Here is a 15,100-nt window from a genome sequence, read left to right on the forward strand (position 1 = left end):
CGCCCCGGCGAAAGTACGCCTTGTGCCGGTATTCGAGGGCCTTGTTGTAGACCAAGCGTGCGCACCCGAACGTGCGGGCCAGGTTCTCGGCCTGCTCCGGGTTCGGGTAGCACCGGAACCGGAAGGCCCGGTGCCGCGCTTGGACGCTCACCTCTCACAGTATGCATGTAGGTTTTGTAAGCCGGGTTCCGGGGCGGGGAGGCGTCGAAGGCGACGCCTTCACCGGCCACTGACCTGCTCAGAAAAAGTCCGATTCCTCCCCGGCCCGAAGGCCGGAGTTTCCCCGGAAGGATGCAGAGGAGGGCGTAACTGTTGACAGGGAGTTATCGCGGCCGCGGCACGGGTGGTGGACGCCGTGGGCGGGTGTCGACTAGGCTCATTATGAAGGTTTATTTAATATTTAGAGGCAACATCCGCACAAGGAGCGCGACGTGAACGAGCCCCGCATCGGCGAAGCCGAGGACCGCACACCAGCCGACCCCGAGAGTCGGCCCGACGCCGCCGAGCGCGGGAGCGAGGGCCAGGGCATGGCCGCCGACATCGCCGAGCAGCCGGACGTCCTCGCCGGATTGCTCGACCACGCCACCGACGAGATCGCCGCCGTCGCCGCGCGCATCGCCGAAGCACGCCCGCGCTCGATCGTCTTCACCGCCCGCGGCACCTCCGACCACGCCGCCCTCTACGCCGCCTACCTCACCGAGATCCGCCTCGGCCTGCCGGCGAGCCTCGCCAGCCCGTCGGTGGTCACCGTCTACGACTCGCGCCCCGACTGGGCCGACTGCCTCATCGTCGCCGTCAGCCAATCCGGCGGCTCCCCCGACCTGGCCCAGGTCGTCGCCGCCGCCCGAGCCTCCGGCGCGCTCACCCTCGCCGTCACCAACAACCCCGACTCGCGCCTGGCCGGGGAGGCGGAGCTCCACCTCGACATTCGCGCCGGTCATGAGCGCGCCGTCGCCGCCACCAAGACCTACACCGCCGAACTGCTCGCGCTCCTGCTGCTCATCGAGGGCATCCGCACCGGGACCGGCCGGGTCGACCCGGCCGAGGCGGCCGGGCTCGAGAAGCTCCCGGAACTGGCCCACGACGTCCTCGACGCCTCGGGAGCCGGCGAGCTCGCCGGCCGCTACCGCTTCGCCGACCGGTTCGTGACCACCGGACGCGGCTACGCCTACCCCACCGCCCGCGAGACCGCGCTCAAGCTCATGGAGACCTCCTACCTTCCCTCGCTGGCCTTCTCCGGGGCCGATCTGCTGCACGGACCGCTGGCGATGGCCGACCCCGGGGTGCCGGTGCTCGCCGTCGTCGGATCCGGCCCGGGCGGACACGCGATGTGGAACGTGCTCAGCCGGCTCGGGCGCCAGCGCGCCGACGTCGTCGTCGTGGGCGCCGCCGACCTTCCCGGACAGACCGCTCGCCTGAGGACCCCGGCGGTCGACGAACGACTGGCCGCAATCCTCGATATTCTTCCGCTGCAACAACTCGCGCTCCATTTGGCGATCGAGCGCGGCGAGAACCCCGATGCGCCACGTGGACTCAAGAAGGTCACCGAGACGACGTGAGCTCTATTCGCGCTGCCTACAAGCGCATGTTCACGTTCGGTTCACCGGAAAGTTCCCCGCTATCGATAAGCTGCTGAGCATGCATGCCCCGGCAGTTTCCAGCTCGACCACCGAGATCGTCTGGCACGAGAAGCGTTACACGGCTCGGCCGATCGCCGGAGGGGCGGCTTTCGAGCTCTATTCGGACACTCATGAGAACGGATTCCAGCCGAGCGGCCGGGCCTTCCACCGGTACGTTCACGCCTCCGAAGTGGCCAGTGCCGGAGGCGAGATGCTGCGAGCCGGAGTGGCGCCGGTGTCGGTCCCGGTCATGCCCGGGGCCGACTTCCGGACCGTCCACCAGTTCAGCCAGAACCCGCGTCTCGAGGCCGCCGAGCGCGCCCTGGTGTCGGCGGTGCGGGCCACCGCGTTCGTCACGGTCGGCACGCGGATGGTCAAGCCCCTGAACCGCCACCAGGTCGCCCGGCAGCTGACGACCGCGCCGCTGGTCAGCGGAGTGTGCTTCCGCGAATTCGACGTGGCGCACCTGCGCGCCCCCGAGGACCGCGTCGTCCTCGCCGGAGACCCCGACAACATCGGCGGCGTGTCGTTCGCACTGCGCTGGAAGGCCATATGTGCGTGCGACTACGTCAGCACCGAGGCGGTCAACTTCCCCGGCCTGGTGTCGATGCCGGGCCGCGAGCGGCGCGGATCCATGGTCCTGGGGACCGGATTCCTGCCCAGCGGCAAGCACCTCATACCCGAATTCGCCACCGCGAACCTGGCCGACCTGCCGCTGACCGCCAGGGCGGAGATCCTCGCCTACACCGCCGACGGCGCCGAGGTCTCGCTGTTCCAGTACCAGCCGCAGACGAACGTGTGGGACCGCGTGGTCGGCGCCAGACACCGCGACCTCATCGGCAGCATCCCCGGACTCGAGAGCGGCCGGGCGCTGTTCAGGGTCGACCCGGCGGTCCACGCCGGCCTCATCGGCGAGCACGAGGGCGAGCGGGTCCCGGTCACGGCCGACCCCGGTCACGGCTTCAGTGCCTACGTCAGGGGAGCGGCGAGCCGCAGCCCCGTGAGCCGGGCGAGGCGGTTCTTCACCAAGGCGCGCTGGCGCGACGTGGAAGTGCTCGTCTTGGGCCGCAACGAGGACTGGGTGCGGCTTCGTCTGGCTCAGCCGGACGTGGAGTCGGCGATGACCACCGGAGCCAGCTGCGTGGAGCGCGCGGTCTACGAGTGCTGGGCCCCGCGGGCCGAACTCGAGGACCCTCGGACCGTCACAGTGGACTACCCGGAGTCCGGCGGCGGCCCCTGCTGACCGCACCGCGTCCCGCGGTCGCGGCCGCTCAACCTGGCGACATGACGCCTCCTCTCGCCAGGCGCCAGCGGCCGTCCAGCCGCTCGACCCAGCCGTCCCGCTCCAGCCGCACCAAGGTCTCGGCCGTGGTGGCGACCGGCACGCCCGCCGCGGCGGCCAACCGCGCGTCGTCGACGACGTAGCCCCTCGGTATGGCCTCGACCAGTCGGGCCTCGATCTCGGTCAGACGGTCGAACGCCTTGCGCGGTGACGGCGGCGGAGGCGCCAGCGGCCCGCCGATGCCGCCGAGATCCTCGATCACCTCCTCGGCGCGGGTGACCAGTCGCGCGTCCCACGGCTCCCTCGCCAGCTGGTGGACCCCCACCGACCGCGACGAGGTCACCGGCCCGGGCGTGAACATGAGCACGCGGCCCAGCTCGGCCGCGTGCCTGGCGGTGTTCCTGGCTCCGGAGCGGACTCCGGCCTCGACCACCACGGTGCCGGACGCCAGCGCCGCGATGACGCGGTTGCGGGTGAGGAAGCGGTGCCGCATCGGCGAGGAGCCGGGAGGCCATTCGCTGACGAGCAGGCCCCGCTGCGCTATCAGGTCGAACATCGAGCGGTTGGCCTGCGGGTAGGGCCGTTCGACGCCCGAGGCGAGGACCGCGACCGTCTGACCGCCTCTGGCGAGCGACCCCAGGTGCGCGGCCCGGTCGATGCCGAAGGCGCCGCCGGAGACGATGCACCATCCGGCGTCGGTCAAGTCGGCGGCGAGCTCGTCGGCGACGTGCTGCCCGTATTCGCTCGCGGCTCTCGCGCCCACGACGGCCACCGAGCGGCGACTCACCGCCGCCAGGTCCGACGGGCCTCGGACCCACAGGCACCGGGGCGGGCGCAGGTGCGGCTCGTCGGCGTCGCAGACGAGCAGCAGGTCCCGCAGCTGCTCGGGCCACTCGGGGTCCCCGGGCACGAGGACGCGCGCGCCGCACGCCTCGGTCGACCGCGCCAGCGCACGCGAGCGTTCGAGCGGGTCGGGCGTGCAGGCCACAGTCGCGCCGGTGATCTGGCGCAGTCGCTCGGGCACCTCGCCGTTCCAGATGCGGCGGACGGCCTCGACCGGTCCGATGTCGCCGAGCAGGTCGTCGAGATCGCCGTCTCCCGGCTCCAGGATCGACGACAGCAGCATGAGCGCTTCGCGCGGGTCGTCGGGAAAATCGGTCACGGCTCCTCCTAGGTGATCGTGTAGCCCAGCCGCAGTTCGCTCGCCGCGGTGACGTCCTCGGCCGTCGGCCGGTCGTGTTGTCGCAGGTCGGCTATGGTCCAGGCGAGTTTCAGGATCCGGTCGTAGCCGCGCGCGGTGATGCGTTCGCGCCGCAGCAGGCCGTCGGCGGTCGCGGTGGACGCCGCCGGCAGCCGCCAGCGCGCCGACCGCAGCGCCGGCCCGGGGACCTCGCTGTTGAGCTTCCAGCGCTCGCCGGACGCGGCCCAGCGGTCGGCCGCGATCTGCCGGGCGACCGCGACGCGTTTGGCGACCGGCTCGGACGGTTCGGCGTCGACCTGGTCGGACAGGATCGCCGAGGCGGGCGGCGCCTCGACGTCGATCCGCAGGTCGATGCGGTCGCGCAGCGGGCGCGATATCCGTCCGAAGTAGCGTTTGCGGTCGCCGGGCGGACATCGGCATTCGACGGGCCGGTTCGGGGCGCACGGGCACGGGTTGGCGGCGAGGACGAGCAGGATCCGCGCGGGGTAGCTGACCGTGCTCTCGGCCCGGCGCACCAGCACCTCGCCGCTCTCGAGCGGTTGGCGCAGCGAGTCGAGGACTTCCCGGCGCCATTCGGGAGCCTCGTCGATGAACAGGACGCCGCGGTGCGCCAGCGCCAGCGAGCCGGGCCCGGGATGTCGGCCGCCGCCGATGAGGGCCTGGACGGTCATGGAGTGGTGCGGCGCTTCGAACTGGGCGTGGCGCAGCAGTTCGGCCGCGCCGCCGTTGAAGCGGCCGCGCAGTGAATGCAGGGAGGTGACCTCGACCGCCTCCTCGTCGGTGAGCGGCGGCAGGATCGACGGCAGCCGCTCGGCGAGCATCGTCTTGCCCGCTCCGGGCGGACCCACCATGAACATGTGGTGGCCGCCGGCCGCCGCGATCTCCAGGGCGCGCCGGGCCTTGGGCTGCCCGCGCAGGTCCGCCAGGTCCGGCTGCGGCGGCGGTGGCGCGGCGGCGGCCGACTCTGCCGGCTCCAGCACGGTCTGGCCGTGCAGCCAGGCGACCAGTACCGACAGGTTGCTCGGCGCCAGGACGGTGAGCCCGTCGACCAGGGCCGCCTCGGCGGCGTTGCCGGGCGAGACGATCGCGGTCGTCATTCCCGCGCGGCGGGCCGCCGTCAACGCCGGCAGCGTGCCCGGCACGGGCCGCAGACTCCCGTCGAGACCGAGCTCGGCCAGCAGCACCGCGTCCGCGAGGCGGTCGCCGGGCACCATCTCGTCGGCGCACATGATGGTGACCGCCAGGGCCAGGTCGGCGGCCGAACCGGTCGTCGGCAGCGAGGCGGGCCCGAAGTTGACGGAGACGGACTTGTCCGGGAAGCGCAGCGCCGAGTTGGCCATGGCCGAGCGGACCCGGGTCTGGGCCTGGTTGACGACGCTGTCGGGCAGGCCGGACATGCGGACGCTGTCGGTGCCCTTCGCGTTGGCCTTGAAGGTCGAGGCTTCGACGGTCACGATCACGCCGGTCGTGCCGATCATGCAGACGGTGCTGGTGCGGCTGTAACCCATGGCGGGTCCCCCAATGGTGTTCGAGTCGGATGCGGCGGTCGTCGGTGACGGTGATGCCGAGGCGGTCGATGCGCCAGGGCTGGTCGGGTCGGCAGCGGTCGCGCAGCCAGGCGCGGGCGAGTCGCCGGACGCGGTCGAGCTTCTCGGCGTCGACCGCTTCGAGCGGTCCGCCGTAGCGCCCCGAGCGGCGGGTCTTGACCTCGCAGACGACGATGGTGTCGCCGTGGCGGGCGATGAGGTCGAGCTCGCCGAGCCGGTGGCGCCAGTTGCTCTCGATCAGCTGCATGCGGTCCCGGCGCAGGTGGGCCGCGGCGTAGCGCTCGCCGAGGCGTCCCAGCTCATGGGGGCCGGTGCGGCGCAGGCTCATGGCCGGGGGAGCAGCCGGACCTGGCCGCTCCCGAAGAGCAGGAGCGGATCGAGGTAGAACGGCCCGCGCTTGAGCCCGAGGTGGAGGCAGGCCGTGGCCGGGCAGGTGGCGTGACCGGGCGTGAGGTGGCCGATGACCTGCCCGGCGGCGACCTCGTCGCCGGGCCCCACGAGCGGCTCGAGCGGTTCATAGGTGGTGCGGAGGCCGCCGGCGTGGTCGATGCTCACCACGCCGCGCCCGGCGAGCCGGTCGGCGAACACCACCGTGCCCGTTCCGGCCGCGAGTACTTCGCCGTCGGAGCCGGCGGCGAAGTCGACGCCGCGGTGGCCCGGCAGCCACGGCACGGGCGGCGGGTCGAATCGAGTGGCCGGATCGATGTGGCCGACCGGAGGCAGCCAGGGACCGTCGGCGCGGGCCAGTGTGGGAGCGAGGATGCCGGCGGCCGCCAGCAGCGATCCGGCGATGAGGGCCACCAATATTGCTCTGTGTGTTCTCTGCATGACTCAATGCTGTGGGGCTTGCCCGGAATCGGCAAGAAAAGTTCCGAGGCTGTGGATAACCCCCGTCCGTACCGTCTGTGACCAGCTGCGCCGTTCGGGTCCGTCCATGCCCGTTCATGCGGATCACGGCCGCCGGGACGCCGCTCCATCGCCTCGGTCACCAGTCCCCACCGCGCTCGTCGGCGGGTCCGGACCCGGCGTACACTGATCGGAGCGGCACGCGCCGGCTCCATCGCGCGCGCCGACTTCGCGCGCTCGCCGCGGTCGACCAATCCATGCCATACGCGCCATGGGCGAGGTCTGGCCGTCGCGGTCTCCCAGGTCCGGAGTTTCCGGTTGATGACCGCAAGGGCGGGCGCCAGGGCGGGGGTCTCGGACTTCGAGGCGTTCCCCGCGGCCAACCAGGGAAGAAAGGAATGCAACCGTGCCGGTTGTCACCATGAGGCAGCTGCTGGAAAGCGGCGTGCACTTCGGGCATCAGACCCGACGCTGGAACCCGAAGATGAAGCGGTACATCCTCACCGACCGCAACGGCATCTACGTCATCGACCTGCGCCAGACGGTCGACTACGCCGAGAAGGCCCACGACTTCGTCAAGAACGTCGTCGCCGAAGGCGGCGCGGTGCTGTTCGTCGGCACCAAGAAGCAGGCCCAGGAAGCGGTGGCCGAGCAGGCCGCACGCGTCGGCATGCCGTTCGTGAACCACCGCTGGCTCGGCGGGATGCTCACCAACTTCCAGACCATCCAGAAGCGCCTGATGCGCCTCAAGGAACTCGAGATCATCGAGGCCAACGGTGCGGCCAACCGCACCAAGAAGGAAATGCTCCAGCTCATGCGCGAGAAGGACAAGCTCGAGCGCACGCTCGGCGGTCTGCGCGACATGGAGAAGACCCCGCAGGCGATCTGGATCGTCGACACCAAGAAAGAGCACATCGCCGTCGACGAGGCCCGCAAGCTCGGCATCCCCGTCGTCGCGATCCTCGACACCAACTGCGACCCCGACGAGGTCGACCACCCCGTCCCGGGCAACGACGACGCCATCCGCTCGGTCTCCCTGCTGACCAAGATCATCGCCGACGGCGTGGCCGAGGGCCTCCTGGCCCGCTCCGGCGGCGCCGACGCGAAGGCCGGCAAGGCCGAGGGCGAGCCCCTGGCCGAGTGGGAGAAGGACCTCCTCGAGACCGAAAAGCCCGCCACGGACGACAAGCCCGTTGCCGCCGAGCCGACCGCCGCGGCCGACAAGGTCGTCGAGAAGGCGGCCGAGGCGGAGAAGCCCGCGCTGGCCGAGCAGGTGGCCGCGAACGAGAAGGCCGCCGAGGCCGAGAAGACGGCCGAGACCGAGGCCGCCGAAGCGACCGTGGACACCGAGAAGGTCGTCGAGCCCGCGGGCGAGACGGTCGCCGAAGAAGCCGACGAGAAGTAAGAAGGGGAGCAATGGCCAACTTCACGATGGCTGACGTCAAGAAGCTCCGGGAAGCCACCGGCTCCGGGATGATGGACGTCAAGAAGGCCCTCGAAGAGGCGGACGGCGACTACGACACCGCCCTCGAGGCCCTGCGCATCAAGGGAGCCAAGGACGTGGGCAAGCGCGCCGAGCGCACCACCGCCCAGGGCCTGGTCGCCCAGTCCGGCAACACGCTGCTCGAGCTGCTGTGCGAGACCGACTTCGTCGCCAAGAACGGCGCGTTCATCGAACTCGCCCAGAGCCTGGTCGAGCTCGCCGACGAGGTCCGCCCGGCCGACGTCGAGTCCTTCGCCGACGCGAAGCTCGGCGAGAAGACCGTCTCCGAGATCGTGGCCGAGGAGTCGGCCAAGCTCGGCGAGAAGCTCGTCATCGGCCGAGTCGGCTCCTTCGACGGCGACGTCGCGGTCTACATGCACCGCAAGGCCGCCGATCTGCCGCCGGCAGTCGGCGTCCTCGTCGCCTACACCGGCGACGTCGAGGCCGCGCGCCAGGCCGGGATGCAGGCCGCCGCCATGCGCCCGAAGTACCTGTCGCGCGACGAGGTCCCCGCCGAGGTCGTCGAGGCCGAGAAGCGCATCGCCCTCGAGACCGCCAAGGAGGAGGGCAAGCCCGAGCGAGCCTGGGACAAGATCGTCGAAGGCAAGGTCGGCGCCTACTACCGGGACTTCTGCCTGCTCGAGCAGCCCTCGGTCATGGAGAGCAAGAAGACCGTCCAGCAGGTCCTCAAAGAGGCCGGCACCGAAGTGACCGGCTTCATCCGCTTCGAGGTCGGCCAGGAGTAGTCTGCGGACATACACCGCCGACTACACTGGCTCCAGCCGTAAAGCATGAGAGACGAGGCGGCGGCTCATATGCCGCCGCCTCGTTCCGTGTCCGGACCGCTGGACGGGCCGCCACCGCCGACACCACCAGGGAGCGCCATGAGTGAATCCACCTACCGCCGCGTCGTGTTGAAACTGTCCGGAGAGGCGTTCGGAGGCGGCTCCATCGGCGTCGACCCCGACGTCGTACAGGGCGTGGCCCGACAGATCGCCGCCGGCGTTGCCGCCGGCGTGCAGGTCGCCGTGGTCGTCGGCGGCGGCAACTTCTTCCGCGGCGCCGAGCTCCAGAGCCGCGGCATGGAGCGCACCCGCGCCGACTACATGGGCATGCTCGGCACCGTCATGAACTGCCTGGCCCTCCAAGACTTCCTGGAGAAGGAAGGGGTCGACACCCGGGTCCAGACCGCCATCTCCATGGCGCAGGTCGCCGAGGCCTACATCCCCCGCCGCGCCATCCGGCACCTCGAGAAGGGCCGCGTGGTCATCTTCGGCGCCGGCGCCGGGCTGCCCTACTTCTCCACCGACACCGTCGCCGCTCAGCGGGCCCTCGAGATCGGCGCCAAGGTCGTGCTGATGAGCAAGAACGGCGTCGACGCGGTGTACACGGCCGACCCGAGGGTCGACCCGAGCGCGCAGCGGCTCGAGGAGCTCACCTTCGACGAGGCCCTCAAACGCGAGCTGATGGTCGTCGACCAGACCGCCTTCAGCCTCTGCAAGGACAACCGCCTCCCGATGCTGGTCTTCGGCGTCGACGGGGACGAGAACCTCCGTCGCGCCATCGTCGGCGACCGGCTCGGCACGCTCATACACGCCGCCGACGGCGAGTGACGGGACGGTACGGTCAGAAGTGCTGTCAGGCTGCAAGAGAATGTGAGAAAGCCGTGATTGACGAGAGCCTCCTCGAAGCCGAGGAGAAAATGGAGCGGGCCATCGAGCACGCCAAAGAGGAGTTCGGCGTCATCCGCACCGGCCGCGCCTCCTCGGCCATGTTCAACCGGATCACCGTCGACTACTACGGCGCGCCGACGCCGCTGCCGCAGTTGGCCTCGATCGCCATCCCCGAACCGCGCATGGTGCTGGTCAAGCCGTTCGACTCCTCGCAGATCAAGCAGATCGAGGACGCCATCCGCAATTCCGACCTCGGCGTCAACCCCTCCAACGAGGGCACGCAGCTGCGGCTCAACCTGCCTCCGATGACCGAGGAGCGCCGCCGCGAAATGGTCAAGGTCGCCCGCACCAAGGGCGAGGACGCCAAGATCGCCATCCGCAACGTCCGCCGCCGCGCCAAGGACGAGATCGGCAAGGCCGTCAAGGACGGCGAGGCCTCCGAGGACGAGGGCCACTCGGCCGAGAAGGAACTCGACGACCTCACCGCCCGATTCACCGGCATCGTCGACGAGCTGATGAGCGCCAAAGAGTCCGAACTGCTCGAAATCTGATGAGCGCACTCCCCGACGGATCGCCCGGCGCTCGCCACCGCTCCCCAGAAGGGGGCGGGCGGAGTTCCGACGACGACGCCGAACCCGTCGCCGCGGCGGGGCCGGAACGCCGCCGCCGGGCCTCGGCCGGACGGAACCTGCCGGTCGCCATCGGCGTCGGCCTCGGCCTGGCCGCCGTCGTACTGGCCTCGCTGCTGATCCGCCCGATCGCCTTCCTCGGCCTGGCCGTCATCGCCGTCGGCGTGGCCTGCTGGGAGACCGGCACCGCGATGCGCAAGGGCGGCAAGAACGTACCGGTGATCCCGCTGGCGGTCGCCGGCGCCCTCATCGTGGTCCTGGCCTGGTACGGCGGTGCGACGGGCCTGCTGCTCGGCACCGCGGTCGGCGTCGCGGCACTGTTCGTGTGGCGCCTCTCCGAAGGCGCCACCGGCTACCGCGCCGACGTCCCCGCCGCCTCGCTCGTGCTCGTCCAAGTGCCGTTTTTGGCGGGATTCGTCATGCTGCTGGCGACCTCCACTCATGGATCGGCGTCGCTGTTCGGATACGGCATCGAGACCGGCGCGGCCCAAGTGCTGATCATGCTGTTCACCGTGGTGCTCTCGGACACCGGCGGCTACACCGCCGGAGTCCTGCTCGGACGCCACCAGATGACGCCCAAGATCAGCCCGAAGAAGTCATGGGAGGGTATGGCCGGTTCGGTCGCCGCAGCCGCGCTCGGCGGCGGTCTGACGCTGTGGCTCATTTTCGGCGTCCCCTTCGGCTTGGGCGTGGCGTTCGGCGTCTGCGTGGCGCTGGCCGCTACGTTGGGGGACCTGTCGGTCAGTCTGCTCAAACGGGACCTCGGTCTGAAGGACATGAGCAATCTCATTCCCGGACACGGAGGAGTGATGGACCGCCTCGACTCCATCCTCATGGTCGCTCCGGTGGCCTATGTGTGGTTCCGCTACCTGCTCGGGTGATTGTCCTGGTTGTCGTACGTGTTGGAGGAGAACGCGAGGTGAAAACCGCGATCCGGGGTTGGCGGGTCCGCCGCGACTCATGCGAGACTAGGTCGTGACATGTCTGTAGCACTCACGTTGACCGAGCCGCGCCCGCGCAAGCAGGCGCCCGTCCATCTAGCCGACCTCGACTTGGAGGGATGCCAGTCGGTCCTGTCCGACATCGGACAGCCCGCCTTCCGCGCCAAGCAGGTGCGCCGCCAGTATTTCGGCCGCCACCTCAGCGACGCGACGCAGATGACCGACCTGCCGGCCGCTTCGCGCGAAGCCATCGGCGACGCGCTGCTGCCGCGGCTGCTGGAGCCGGTGCGCTTGGACGACTGCGACGGCGGCAAGACCATCAAGGCCGTCTGGCGCCTCCACGACGGCGCACTGGTCGAGAGCGTCATCATGGCCTACCCGGACCGCGTCACCGCCTGCGTGTCCTCGCAGGCCGGCTGCGGCATGGCCTGCCCGTTCTGCGCCACCGGCCAGGCCGGGCTGACGCGCAACCTGACCACCGCCGAGATCGTCGACCAGGTGGTCAACTGCGCCCGCCTCGCCGAGGAGCGCGGCCTGGGGCGCCTGTCGCGCATCGTGTTCATGGGCATGGGCGAGCCGCTGGCCAACTGGCCCCGCCTCAAGGCGGCGCTGCGGCTCATCACCGACCCGGTTCCCGACGGCGTGGGACTCTCGGCCCGCCACGTGACCGTCTCGACCGTCGGGCTGGTCCCGGCGATCGGGAAACTCGCCGAAGAGGGGCTGCCGGTGACTTTGGCGGTGTCGCTGCACGCCCCCGACGATGAGCTGCGGGATGAGCTCGTCCCCATCAACACGCGCTGGAAGGTCGCCGAGGTTCTGGAGGCGGCCTGGGAGTACGCTTCGGTGACGAAGCGTCGCGTTTCCATTGAATACGCAATGATCCGAGACGTGAACGATCAGCCCTGGCGGGCGGACCTGCTGGGTGAGCTACTTGCGGGTAAGTTGGTGCATGTCAACTTGATCCCGCTCAACCCCACGCCGGGGAGCCGGTGGGACGCCAGTCCCAAGCCGGTGGAGGCGGAGTTCGTGCGGCGGTTGCGCAATGCGGGTGTGCCGACTACGGTGCGCGACACGCGTGGCCAGGAGATCGACGGTGCCTGCGGGCAGTTGGCCGCTTCGGTCCGGGAGTCTGGTTCGCCCAGCTCTGCCGGCGAGAAGCCAGGCGAGCTGTCACCCGCCGGTGCGGTGAGTTAGGCGGAGAAGGGTGGCTTGGTAGTGGCGAGTCATGGGGATCGATTCCGGCGTCGGGCGTTGAGCCGGGGCTACAAGGTCGACGAAGTGGACGCGTTCCTTGACCGTGTCGAGGCCACCCTCGCCGGTGAGCCCGTCGGCAGCCCGGTGTCCGCCGACGAAGTGGACGACGTCGTCTTCCGCGTCCGGTTCGGGGGCTATGACGAGTGGCAGGTCGACGTCTACCTCGACCGGGTGGCGCGCCAGCTGGCCGAGCTGGAGGAGCGCGGTGTGCTCGGCAGCGCTCCGGCACCGGACTACGGCAAACCCGAATCGACCGGCTCCGTTCCCGCCGCCCCCGCACAGCGGCGCGAGGCCGAGCCTCCGCCGACCCAGGCGATACCGGCGCGCGAGATGATGGCCGCGCGCGAGGCCGCGCCGCCGCCCCCGGTCCGCGAGCCCGCCGCCAGAGGCGCCAGGGCCGCCGCGCCCGACCCCGAGGGCTTCGCCGATCTGCGCGGCGACGACGACGAGGGCTTCGGCTTTCTCCACGGCCCTCCCGGCGACGACTACGAGGACCCTTTCGCGAAGCCTCGCGGCGACGAGTTCGGCGCTCCGCACCGCGGAGCCCCCGAGCCGCCCCCGCCGGGCGACTTCGGTGCGCCCCGCGGCCCCGACCCGGCCGGACCGCGTGGCGGCGACTTCGGCCCGCCGCGCGCGGGCTCGCCGATGCACGACGGCCCGCAGGCCGGTCCGTCCCCGCACGGGGCGACCGAGCAGCTGCCGCTTCAGTCCGACCCGCGCCGCGGCTCCTTCCCGCCTCCGGGCGCCGAACCGGAACGCGGTTTCGGGCCCCCGCCGTCGGTCGACGAGACCCGCGTGCAGCCGCCGGCAGGCCAGATGCCTCCGGGCCGCCGAGCCGCTCCCGAGCCTCCTCCTCCGCCGGGCTTCGGCGCGGCCTACGACGACGAGAGAGGCGAGACCACCGGTCGTCGGCCCGCCGCGCCGCCGCAGGGGCATTCCTCGCAGCCGCCGATGCCTCCGGGGCAGACCGGTCCTTCGACCGGACCGATCCCGCAGGCCGGACCGCCCCGGCAGTCGCCGCCTCCGATGCCGCAGCAGGGCATGGGGCCGCCGCCGACCGCGCCGATTCCCCAGCCGATGCCTCCGCAGCGCCACGACGGCCCGCCGCAGGAGGAACCGCCGTACGGTTCGCCGCGGCCCCGCGCCTACGGGAGGGACGGCTACCAGCCCGATGGGCCGCCGAACCGCCACGAGGGCTTCGTACCTGAAGGCCACGGGCCGGAGGACTCGGGCTTCGGCCGCCGCGCGGCCCCGCCGAGCCCGCCTCCGCAGACCGGGGGCTTCGGGCAGCAGCCCGGCGGGTCTCCGCCGGCGCCGAGCGACAACGGCGTCTACGGCGGCGCTCCGCCGTCCCGCGGCGCCGCCGCGCCGCCGGACTTCGGCCGCCGCAACCCGTACGAGGGCCGCGGTGTGTTCGAGGCGCCCGGCCGCCACGGGCGCGAGGAGATGACCACCGAGATGCGGGCGTCGGACTCGCCGTTCACGCCCGACGACGTGCAGCGGCTCGAGCAGCTGCGCCGCGCGTTCCAGCCGCGCCGTTTCGGCTCCGGCTACGACCCCAGGCAGGTCGACCAGATGTTCGACGCGGTCTCGGCGGCGATGACCGGCCGGAACCCGGTGCCGCTGTCGGACCGGGAACTCGACACCAGTCAGTTCTCACTGGTCCAGGGCGGCTACTTCGAAGCCGAAGTGGACTCGGCGCTGCGCGAGGTCCGCGAGCTGTTCGCCCGCCGGGGCATGATGCACTGACGAAGCGAGAAGCGACGGGGCCGCCGCGGCGGCCCCGTTCTCGTCTTCGGCGCTCGGGTCAGCGCAGTCCGGTCCTCCGCAGCCAGGCGTCGAACACCACGATGCCGACCAGGACGGCGGCGGAGACGATGACGAAGATGTCCTCGACCCGTCCGGGGTGGTTGCCGAACAGGAACGTCAGAATGATCGCGGCGCTGATCAGCAGGCCGGTGTAGAGGGCCTTGCGGTTGGTGGGCTTGCGCTGATCGGGCGAGACGATCTGCTCTTCGGCTGCCATGTCGACTCCTCAAAACCATTTCGTTACCGCCGACAGTCTGCCACGCCACAAGGACGAGCGGCCCGAGCCCGTGGCGGGTGTGAGCTTTGGCGTCCTCCCTCGCCTGAAGGCCGGGGATTCCTACCACCCGCGCGTTGCGGGTCTCGGTGGGTTCCTGCTTCGACCCCGGCTGCCAGCGGTGCTGGCGAAGCACGCCTTATATGCGGCATCCAGGTCCCGCAAAGACTGCTGAAGGACTACGGCCGACACCTCGCTCAGCCAGGCCCGCTCCGGGGTGCGCTTGGCGGCGGTGATGTACCGCTTGGACAACACTGCCGAGGACACGTACGGCTCCCCGGCCGCGTGCGCTTCCTTCCGAGCGCGAAGGCAGTCGTTCCACACCACCCGAGCACACCCGAACGCACGAGCCAACGCCCGCCGCTGACCCCCATCCGGGTAGGCCCGATAGTTGTAACGCAACTGCACGAGCCATATTCCACGTTTTGCCCCATACGGCAAGATCACGGGTATATCCGTGCCAGACGTGCAGTCTCGGCCATACTCGTCCACAGGTCATCGTGCCCGATCACCGGAGCTGCGCCATGTTCGACTACCTGCCG

Annotated in this window: 13 protein-coding genes and 3 pseudogenes; 9 read left to right on the forward strand and 7 right to left on the reverse strand. The window is 70.9% G+C overall.

All coding sequences use genetic code 11. The features are described from left to right. Window positions 1–151 (reverse strand): helix-turn-helix domain-containing protein (locus ACYVL2_RS04860; RefSeq protein WP_460541202.1); only part of this gene is annotated, 151 nt, incomplete at its 3' end. Window positions 152–527: 376 nt separating this feature from the next. Between ACYVL2_RS04860 and ACYVL2_RS04865 the strand changes: the two genes are divergently transcribed. Together ACYVL2_RS04865 and ACYVL2_RS04870 are read left to right on the forward strand one after the other, a co-directional pair. Next, entirely contained in the window at window positions 528–1,559 is a 1,032-nt protein-coding gene (locus tag ACYVL2_RS04865) for an SIS domain-containing protein (RefSeq protein WP_460541204.1), read from the forward strand. 79 nt (window positions 1,560–1,638) lie between these two features. Next, on the forward strand, window positions 1,639–2,862 hold the full coding sequence (locus ACYVL2_RS04870) for a hypothetical protein (protein WP_460540769.1): 1,224 nt from the start codon (window positions 1,639–1,641) through the stop codon (window positions 2,860–2,862). Window positions 2,863–2,890: 28 nt separating this feature from the next. Here the strand turns inward: ACYVL2_RS04870 and dprA are convergent, their stop codons facing one another. The 4 genes and pseudogenes from dprA to ACYVL2_RS04890 all read right to left on the reverse strand — a co-directional run bounded on the left by dprA (window position 2,891) and on the right by ACYVL2_RS04890 (window position 6,477). Further along, window positions 2,891–4,063 (reverse strand): DNA-processing protein DprA, encoded by a 1,173-nt coding sequence (gene dprA / locus ACYVL2_RS04875; protein WP_460541207.1) that lies wholly within the window; start codon window positions 4,061–4,063, stop codon window positions 2,891–2,893. A gap of 8 nt (window positions 4,064–4,071) precedes the next feature. After that, window positions 4,072–5,610 (reverse strand): YifB family Mg chelatase-like AAA ATPase, encoded by a 1,539-nt coding sequence (locus ACYVL2_RS04880; protein ID WP_460540771.1) that lies wholly within the window; start codon window positions 5,608–5,610, stop codon window positions 4,072–4,074. Window positions 5,611–5,635: 25 nt separating this feature from the next. Then, window positions 5,636–5,977, reverse strand: a pseudogene (locus tag ACYVL2_RS04885) (YraN family protein); the annotation flags it as partial. After that, complete coding sequence (locus ACYVL2_RS04890) at window positions 5,974–6,477, reverse strand: murein hydrolase activator EnvC family protein (RefSeq protein ID WP_460540774.1); 504 nt, start codon at window positions 6,475–6,477, stop codon at window positions 5,974–5,976. The pseudogene ACYVL2_RS04885 and the gene ACYVL2_RS04890, both read right to left, overlap by 4 nt. A 424-nt stretch (window positions 6,478–6,901) precedes the next feature. Between ACYVL2_RS04890 and rpsB the strand changes: the two genes are divergently transcribed. The 7 genes and pseudogenes from rpsB to ACYVL2_RS04925 all read left to right on the forward strand — a co-directional run. Beyond that, window positions 6,902–7,900, forward strand: coding sequence for a small ribosomal subunit protein uS2 (gene rpsB / locus ACYVL2_RS04895; protein ID WP_460540776.1), 999 nt, complete (start codon window positions 6,902–6,904; stop codon window positions 7,898–7,900). 11 nt (window positions 7,901–7,911) lie between these two features. After that, window positions 7,912–8,724: a translation elongation factor Ts gene (tsf, locus tag ACYVL2_RS04900; RefSeq protein WP_460540778.1), complete on the forward strand. Its 813-nt coding sequence runs from the start codon at window positions 7,912–7,914 to the stop codon at window positions 8,722–8,724. 138 nt (window positions 8,725–8,862) lie between these two features. Then, entirely contained in the window at window positions 8,863–9,591 is a 729-nt protein-coding gene (gene pyrH / locus ACYVL2_RS04905) for a uridine monophosphate kinase (protein ID WP_460540780.1), read from the forward strand. 53 nt (window positions 9,592–9,644) lie between these two features. Next, the gene (frr, locus tag ACYVL2_RS04910; protein ID WP_460540782.1) at window positions 9,645–10,202 is read left to right on the forward strand and encodes a ribosome-recycling factor; all 558 of its coding nucleotides are present in this window, start codon (window positions 9,645–9,647) and stop codon (window positions 10,200–10,202) included. Next, complete coding sequence (locus ACYVL2_RS04915; protein ID WP_460540784.1) at window positions 10,202–11,161, forward strand: phosphatidate cytidylyltransferase; 960 nt, start codon at window positions 10,202–10,204, stop codon at window positions 11,159–11,161. Before frr ends, ACYVL2_RS04915 begins: the two co-directional genes overlap by 1 nt. A 99-nt stretch (window positions 11,162–11,260) precedes the next feature. Further along, on the forward strand, window positions 11,261–12,415 hold the full coding sequence (gene rlmN, locus ACYVL2_RS04920; RefSeq protein ID WP_460540786.1) for a 23S rRNA (adenine(2503)-C(2))-methyltransferase RlmN: 1,155 nt from the start codon (window positions 11,261–11,263) through the stop codon (window positions 12,413–12,415). A 21-nt stretch (window positions 12,416–12,436) separates the two neighbouring features. Continuing rightward, window positions 12,437–12,710: pseudogene (locus tag ACYVL2_RS04925) on the forward strand (DivIVA domain-containing protein); the annotation flags it as partial. A 1,572-nt stretch (window positions 12,711–14,282) separates the two neighbouring features. Here the strand turns inward: ACYVL2_RS04925 and ACYVL2_RS04930 are convergent. Then, window positions 14,283–14,501, reverse strand: a complete 219-nt coding sequence (locus tag ACYVL2_RS04930; protein WP_460540788.1) for a DUF2631 domain-containing protein — start codon at window positions 14,499–14,501, stop codon at window positions 14,283–14,285. 141 nt (window positions 14,502–14,642) lie between these two features. Then, window positions 14,643–14,966: pseudogene (locus ACYVL2_RS04935) on the reverse strand (helix-turn-helix domain-containing protein); the annotation flags it as partial. Window positions 14,967–15,100: the final 134 nt, after the last annotated feature.

The sequence above is a fragment of the Glycomyces halotolerans genome, assembly GCF_054779575.1.

What these genes read in the sequence shown, in the direction of transcription:
- ACYVL2_RS04865 (WP_460541204.1), top strand. Translation starts at nt 528, where the DNA reads ATGGCCGCCGACATCGCCGAGCAGCCGGACGTCCTCGCCGGATTGCTC.
- ACYVL2_RS04870 (WP_460540769.1), top strand. Translation starts at nt 1,639, where the DNA reads ATGCATGCCCCGGCAGTTTCCAGCTCGACCACCGAGATCGTCTGGCAC.
- ACYVL2_RS04880 (WP_460540771.1), bottom strand. Translation starts at nt 5,610, where the DNA reads ATGGGTTACAGCCGCACCAGCACCGTCTGCATGATCGGCACGACCGGC.
- ACYVL2_RS04890 (WP_460540774.1), bottom strand. Translation starts at nt 6,477, where the DNA reads ATGCAGAGAACACACAGAGCAATATTGGTGGCCCTCATCGCCGGATCG.
- tsf (WP_460540778.1), top strand. Translation starts at nt 7,912, where the DNA reads ATGGCCAACTTCACGATGGCTGACGTCAAGAAGCTCCGGGAAGCCACC.
- pyrH (WP_460540780.1), top strand. Translation starts at nt 8,863, where the DNA reads ATGAGTGAATCCACCTACCGCCGCGTCGTGTTGAAACTGTCCGGAGAG.
- ACYVL2_RS04915 (WP_460540784.1), top strand. Translation starts at nt 10,202, where the DNA reads ATGAGCGCACTCCCCGACGGATCGCCCGGCGCTCGCCACCGCTCCCCA.
- rlmN (WP_460540786.1), top strand. Translation starts at nt 11,261, where the DNA reads ATGTCTGTAGCACTCACGTTGACCGAGCCGCGCCCGCGCAAGCAGGCG.
- ACYVL2_RS04930 (WP_460540788.1), bottom strand. Translation starts at nt 14,501, where the DNA reads ATGGCAGCCGAAGAGCAGATCGTCTCGCCCGATCAGCGCAAGCCCACC.